4 protein-coding genes and 1 riboswitch are annotated in these 7,066 nt (G+C 48.2%); of the genes, 2 read left to right on the top strand and 2 right to left on the bottom strand.

Annotated elements, in window-relative coordinates; all coding sequences use genetic code 11:
* The coding region (locus D515_RS25890) for a hypothetical protein (RefSeq protein ID WP_039850286.1) at positions 1–2,115 on the top strand (2,115 nt) is incomplete at its 5' end.
* 543 nt (positions 2,116–2,658) lie between these two features.
* Here the strand turns inward: D515_RS25890 and D515_RS18200 are convergent.
* Together D515_RS18200 and D515_RS18195 are read right to left on the bottom strand one after the other, a co-directional pair.
* Entirely contained in the window at positions 2,659–3,813 is a 1,155-nt protein-coding gene (locus D515_RS18200; protein ID WP_002540581.1) for an amidase family protein, read from the bottom strand.
* Positions 3,814–3,875: 62 nt separating this feature from the next.
* Positions 3,876–5,012 (bottom strand): hypothetical protein, encoded by a 1,137-nt coding sequence (locus tag D515_RS18195; protein ID WP_002540580.1) that lies wholly within the window; start codon positions 5,010–5,012, stop codon positions 3,876–3,878.
* Between the two features lie 386 nt (positions 5,013–5,398).
* A riboswitch (glycine riboswitch) is annotated at positions 5,399–5,511 on the top strand.
* Positions 5,512–5,640: 129 nt separating this feature from the next.
* On the opposite strand from D515_RS18195, the gene D515_RS18190 reads away from it, so the two are divergent.
* On the top strand, positions 5,641–7,029 hold the full coding sequence (locus tag D515_RS18190) for an alanine/glycine:cation symporter family protein (RefSeq protein ID WP_002540577.1): 1,389 nt from the start codon (positions 5,641–5,643) through the stop codon (positions 7,027–7,029).
* The last annotated feature ends 37 nt before the right edge of the window (positions 7,030–7,066 follow it).

The following is a 7,066-nucleotide window of genomic DNA, read 5'->3' as shown; positions in this document are numbered from 1 at the left end:
GCATTCCCACAAGATGCATCGGAGACCACAGACACTGACGGTGACGGCGTGGGCGATAATGCCGATGCCTTCCCGGACGATGCCTCTGAAACCACAGACTCTGACGGTGATGGTGTGGGTGACAACAGCGATATCGACAAAGACAATGATGGTCTTTCCGATGAGCTGGAATCCCGCACTCAGGCAGATATCGTTGACTGGCCTGTGCTTTACGGAGCCAGCTTCTCTAACGGTGTTCTGTCTGCCAACGGCGGAAGCTGGAGTTATCAAGCGAACTCAGCGCGGTTCTCCAGTTATGGTTTCACGGATAACTATCGTCTGAATTTCCATGTTGATGCTCTTGGCACCTACAACATGTTCGGGCTTGGCAACGCTGAAAGCTCGGCAAGCTACACCGATATTGATTATGCCTTCTATATCGCTGGCACGACGCTCTACATCTACGAAAGCGGCGCGTATGTTGGCAGCTTTGGTACGGTCGCCGCAGGTGATGATCTGGCGCTGGAAGTGAACAACGGCACCCTTGCCTATTACCGCAATGGCTCGCTGGTACGTAGTGTCAATTACAGCGGTTCAACACCGGATTTCTATGTCGATACCAGCTTCTACAGCGGGGCAATTCAGCTGTCTGGCATTGAACTTACGCCACTCTCAGGCTCAGGCGCTTCTACGGATGCAGATAACGATGGAATAACCAACGATCTCGATTTGGACTCCGATAACGACACCATCCCGGATGTGATTGAAGCGGGTCTGGTTGATGCTGATGGAAACCTTCAAGTTGACGCTATCAACCTTCAGGGCTCAGTGAACCCTGCCCCAGACTCTGACGGCGACGGTATTCCTGATTATCTGGATTTGGAAAGCCACAACGCCGCCAATGACGGCGCCGCTTACGACATGCATGGCTACGACTTTGCCGCCTTTGATACCAACGGCGACGGCAAACTCGACAGCAATGATGAACAAGGCGGCAATGACGTTAACGGCAACGGTGTGGACGATCGTGCAGAAGATGCCGACGGCGATGGACTCTCCAACCCGAACGACGATGACGACGATAACGACGGCACGTTAGATATCTACGATGCCTTCCCGTTCGATCCGAATGAAACCACGGATTCGGATGGAGACGGTATGGGTGACAACAGCGATGCCTTCCCAACGGATGCCTCTGAAACCACAGACACCGATGGGGATGGTATCGGGAATAATCGTGATATGGATAGGGACAACGACGGTATCGCCAACAATCTGGAATCAAACATCAATGCCAGCGTAACGGATTGGCCTGTGCTTACTGGCAATGCGAACCTTAGCCAAGGAACCTTGATTGGCAACGGCGGCTATTGGCAGTCTCAGGCAAACTCTAAACGTTTCTCTGAATACGGCTTCCGCTCGCACTATCAGCTAAGTTTTCTGGTCGACAGTCTTGGCACATACAACATGATAGGTTTGGGTAGAGATGAAACTTCCGCCAGCTATCAAGATATCGATTATGCGTTTTACATCGTTGGAAGCACGCTCTACATCTATGAGAGTGGCGCTTCAAAAGGCTCATTTGGCGGTATTGCGATTGGGGATACCCTTTCCATTCAGGTAGCCGATCGTGTCATTGCGTATTTCCGAAACAACGAACTGTTGCGCACCCACGTATTTGAAGGGGAAACCCCTGACTTTTACGTAGATTCCAGCTTCTACAGCGGTGCCGTTGAAATCAGTCGCTTCCTACTCTCTCCCTTACCCGGAGCGCAGTTTGTCGCTGACTCGGACAATGATGGTATTCCCAATGACTTAGATTTGGACAGTGATAACGATGCCATTCCAGACGTCGTTGAAGCTGGCTTTGAAGATGTAGACAACAACTTTAAGGTGGATAACTTCGATCCTGGCGCCACTGTCGCAAGCCTGCCGGACAGCGATAATGATGGCATTGCAGACTTCATCGATTTAGAGAGCCTTAACCCCGGCAACAATAGTACAAACTTCGATATCGACAGCACCAATTTCGCAGGTTTTGATACCTATCGGGACGGAAGGCTGGATGCGCGGGATGCACTTGGCGGACAAGATGCCAATAGGAATGGGGTCGATGACCTTATCGAGTCTCTTTAATGGCAGCAAACCAGACTGGGTAACCCAGTCTGGTTTTTCGTTCTATCTTCACCCGAATGCGAAAGAATATCGGTCAGTTTTAAAACAATTTTCATCTTTGGGTTTAATAAGACTGTAACAAACCTCATTCACAGCCAAACAGTCATTCACAAATCGACCACGAGGGGATTTTTATATCATTAAAATCATAACTTTATATTTTTTGCCGCCCAACTAATTCACCTAGTTATCCACAGATTCTGTTGATAGGTTCACTATGAGCTAATAGCTAATTTTCCCTTTAATATAAGTAACTTACCAGCAATTTGAAGAAAAAATAAATTTTTCTTGACCTGATGTCTAAAGGAGAGGTCGAAAGGAGTGGTCGGAGTTCGGTAAAAATAGTTCGTTAGATGACGAATAAACCATTTGCACATCACCGTGTTACATGTCGGTCAAAACAGTGAGACAAAATGAGACTGGCTGTTGACAACTCAATCCAAAACGAAAGTGTCACAGAAAAAATGTGGCAGAAATCAAAGAGATTTAAACGCAGGAAGTCGTTTATTGATACCAACGAGCGGCAGCTTCAAACACCAGTCTATCTTCGCCAGGATGAGCAAGAAGAGACACACCCATCGGCGTACCATCCACCATCAAAAGAGGCAACGTCAGCTGGGCCAAGCCAGCCACTTCAGCAATAGCATATAAGCGGCGTTGGTTGATAAGGAATGTTTCGTCCATAAACATTTCAGTGGGTGCCTGACCGGGAGATGTAGGAATCATCAGTACCTCTCCCGAGCCAAAGAAACCCTGCAGACTGTCACTGAAAAATTCACGCTTCTTCTTGGTCTCGACGAAATCTTTAAAGCTTTTACCTCGAATTTGCTTTAAGTGTTCTTCCGTCTCTTCCGAGAACTTAGGTTTATGCACATCCAGCCACTGGCCATACTGCAAATCAATTTCCCTGCCCAGAATAACCGAGTGGATATTGTGTGCCTGTGTCAGGGTTAACTTGCTGAGATTTGGCATGTCATTTCGGAAGATTTTCGATTTGGATAACTTTTCTTCCCACTCTAGCAGCGCTTCGATAGAAAGTAGCTCATGGAATAAAGAAGACGCGTTAACAATGTTCTTGAGCCTGCCCGCCCTAGGAGGTTTCGTCCAACACTTCTCGGCAACCTGTTCCAGCGTGGGAAGATGCCTTGTCATAAAACCCACTGCATCGAATGACGGTGAAAACGGAGTGATCCCACGAAGGTCAACCATACCTTGCGACGGACGATAGCCATACAAGCCACAATAGGAAGCCGGAATCAACACTCCGCCACAACAGTCATTACCGATACCAATCGTCGCTTTGCCTTTGGCTACAGCGATAGCAGCGCCTGATGATGAACCACCTAATCGGGCTTCCGGAGAGACGGGATTTTTAAGGTTTGCGAGGAAAGGGTTGAGACCGCTAATACTGGTGCCAAAATCATCTACTTGCGCTTTGCCAATCAATCGACAACCTGAGTGCATCAGGGTTGAAACCACGTGCGCGTCGTTTTTTGCCGGCTCGTGACCATCAGCCCATGCAGGAATCCCAATACCCGTCACCATGTCTTGTATGCCCACATTGTCGCTGACAACAAGGCGCTGACGGGCTAACACACCAGAGGGAAAATCCTGCCGCTCTGGTTTGTACACATTGATGAGAAAGTTGTCCTCGGCCATATCGATTAATTATTTCCTCTAGTTATTCATAAGGTTATAACTAAAAGTCAAACTCTGCGTAATTAAGAGCGACATTTTTCCAACAAGGCGCTGCGACTGTCCCGAAATGCCTCACTGGTAAAGAGCTCGTCGTTTATCTGAAGCTTTCTGCTTTGCAGCCAGCTCTCCGCTGATGACCCTTGTCCATATGGAATCTTATATACGTGGAAATGCTGATTTTGGTGCAAATAGATCAGGTTCGCTGCTACTCGCAACGGTTTAAATGGCTCGTTGAGGTAAAGCCTGAACTCACCACTGCAGTCATTCACTATGTAAGAGCCGTTGTCACTGCGAATAGCAATATACGGCCGTTCTGTCTCGGTGTATGACGCCAGCGACCAAACCCCTGTTTTATTTGTCAGTTGAAGAAACGGCTTGCGCAGCGCCTCTGACATCACGGGTGTGTTGTCTTCGGTGGCAGGCTCATTATCAGCCGCAATGGGACTCTTTGGTTTGGCATGCACGACTGTGACCTTAGGTGGAGTCACTTCTGGCTCTTCACTATCAAACCACACGGTCATTGCCGACCAGTTCACCATTGTTGCTCCGAGAAACAACACTGCTACCAGTGAAGACATCGCCATTGCAGGCAACCAAAACTTTTGTGCCCATTGAACGGCACCCGGCATTTTCACGCCGGCATTACGCTCAAGTTCAGTTTCCAGCATTTCGTTTTCTGACAAGGCGCGCCGAAGCTCACCAGCCAGCTTACCCTGCTCTACAATGGCTGCATCTTTCTGGCTTTGAAGGCGATTTCGCTCTTCTTTGAGCAGCACCATTTCCCCTTCAAGTTGAGCGATCTTGCGGGAATAATCAGTACTGTTCGATGTATTGGTGCTTCCTTTGCGCGCTTGATTAAGCTGCACCTTGAGTAACTGGTTCAACGCAGACAACTCGTCTCGTTCTTTTTTAACCGCTGACAGCTCTCGTTCTAATGCCGCGGTATTACCGCCGGTTGCAAAGGAGACCGCTGGAATCGCAAGAGGATGTTCCCCTTTCCCTTTGACAATGTTGTCGTAGGAATGGCGAACGAGGTGCATCAACGCCTTGGAACCACCTTTATCTGGGTGCACGCGAACAGACAGCAACTTGTAGCGCTGTTTCACAGTGGATTCGGGATCACCCGACTTGGTACCAAGGATTTCGTTAAACGTGGTCATTGACAGATTTAATTACAGTTCAGATGAAGTTATATCGGCCTCTCAGGGACTTTCTTGAGCCAGATCTTGTCTCAGAACTAAGATAGACCAATGCTCACTTATCCGACCGGACAATTGTTCAAGGTTTGTTCGACATCTCCTTTTTGCACCCCAACAAAGAAACGTTTCATTAACGTATATTTATCTTTTTAGGTGGCTTTGGCTAATTCTTTACCAAACAGTCTATTTTCAATTGCATTCACATTTTTGTGATCTATGATACCAACGAAAATTTGAAGACCCGGTGAACGCTGCTGGAGAGAGATGGCATTGGCCATCCGCCGAAGAAGTAAATCTTTCAGGCACTCATTAACACTGACTTTGGTGTTTGAGTAAGGACAGTAGCGGGAGGGAACTCTGGAGAGAGGTAAGCCAGACTTACCCGCCGAAGGAGCAAGCTCGCCCAACTTAATTGATGGATTCGAGTGAAACTCTCAGGCAAAAGGACAGAGGAGATAACCGCATTAATTTTCGTTATAACCAAATACCCTGGAGATACACGATTCAGTGAACATTTTCCGGTCATTTGGGCATATATACTGCTATTTTTCTGCGGCTACTCTCCTCCTTTTAATCTAAAGGGGGATAAATGAACCATTCGCTTTACGACTTTCTGCAAATCATCGATAACCTCGTCTGGGGTCCACCACTTCTGCTGCTACTTGTCGGCACAGGTATCTATTTCACTTTCCGTCTTGGCGCGATCCAGTTTTCTAAATTGCCCTTAGCGCTATCTTACGTGTTCAAGAAAGAAGAAGGTGTCACTGGTAAAGGTGATGTCTCTAGCTTTGCTGCGCTTTGTACTGCCCTTTCTGCCACCATTGGAACTGGTAATATTGTTGGTGTTGCCACCGCCTTGAAACTGGGTGGTCCGGGTGCTCTGTTCTGGATGTGGATGGCGGCTCTTTTCGGCATGGCAACAAAATATGCAGAGTGCCTGCTTGCCGTGAAATACCGCGAGAAAGACGCCCAAGGCAACATGCTGGGTGGACCCATGCTCTACTTGGAAAAAGGTGCAGGCCAAAAGTGGCTGGCGCGTCTGTTTGCCTTCTTCACCATTGGTGTGGCTTGCTTTGGCATCGGTACTTTCCCACAGGTAAATGCCATTGTGGATGCCAGCCATATTGCGTTCAATATTCCACATGAAATCACCGCGATTGTGCTCACTGTGCTGGTTGCCGCAGTGACCATCGGTGGTATCAAATCCATTGCAGGTCTCGCGAGCAAAATCATTCCGACAATGACGGTGGTTTACGTCACCGCTTGTGGCGGCATTCTGGTGAACAATGCAGGTGCTATTCCTTCTGCGATTAGCCTGATTGTGGAGTCTGCGTTTACCGGTCAGGCAGCAACTGGCGGTTTCGTAGGTGCCTCTATCATGATTGCCATTCAGGCAGGTGTCGCCCGTGGTGTGTTTTCAAACGAATCAGGCTTGGGAAGTGCGCCAATGGCAGCCGCCTCTGCGCAAACCAATTCATGTGTACGCCAGGGTTTGATCTCTATGGTTGGTACGTTCTTGGATACCATCGTCATCTGTTCAATGACAGGTTTGGCACTGGTACTGACAGGTGTTTGGTCGATGGATATTGAAGGCGCACGCATGACCACAGAGGCCTTCTCACTTGGCTTGAACGAAGGTTTTGGTCCTATGATTGTTGCTATTGGCCTGATGTTCTTTGCCTTCACCACGATTCTTGGTTGGAACTATTACGGCGAACGCTGTGTGGTGTACTTGTTTGGTCAACGTGCGGTGTTGACGTATAAGATTGTTTTCGTGGCGCTGATTTTGTCCGGTGCGTTTATCAAACTGGATATGATTTGGCTGATTGCCGACATCGTGAATGGACTGATGGCGGTACCAAACCTTATTGGCTTGATCCTGCTCCGCCATGTTGTTGCGGAAGAAACCAACATCTACTTTGAAGCGCTGAAAAATGTGGTTAGCTCATCGTCTGATTCGAAAGCCGCTAATGCCTGATTACTGACTTGCTAGAACGAAAAACAGCGCCAATTGG

The organism is Grimontia indica (assembly GCF_000333895.2).
Classification (GTDB): domain Bacteria; phylum Pseudomonadota; class Gammaproteobacteria; order Enterobacterales; family Vibrionaceae; genus Enterovibrio; species Enterovibrio indicus.
Note: the sequence above shows the minus strand (reverse complement) of the source record. Positions and strands in the feature narration are given on the sequence as shown.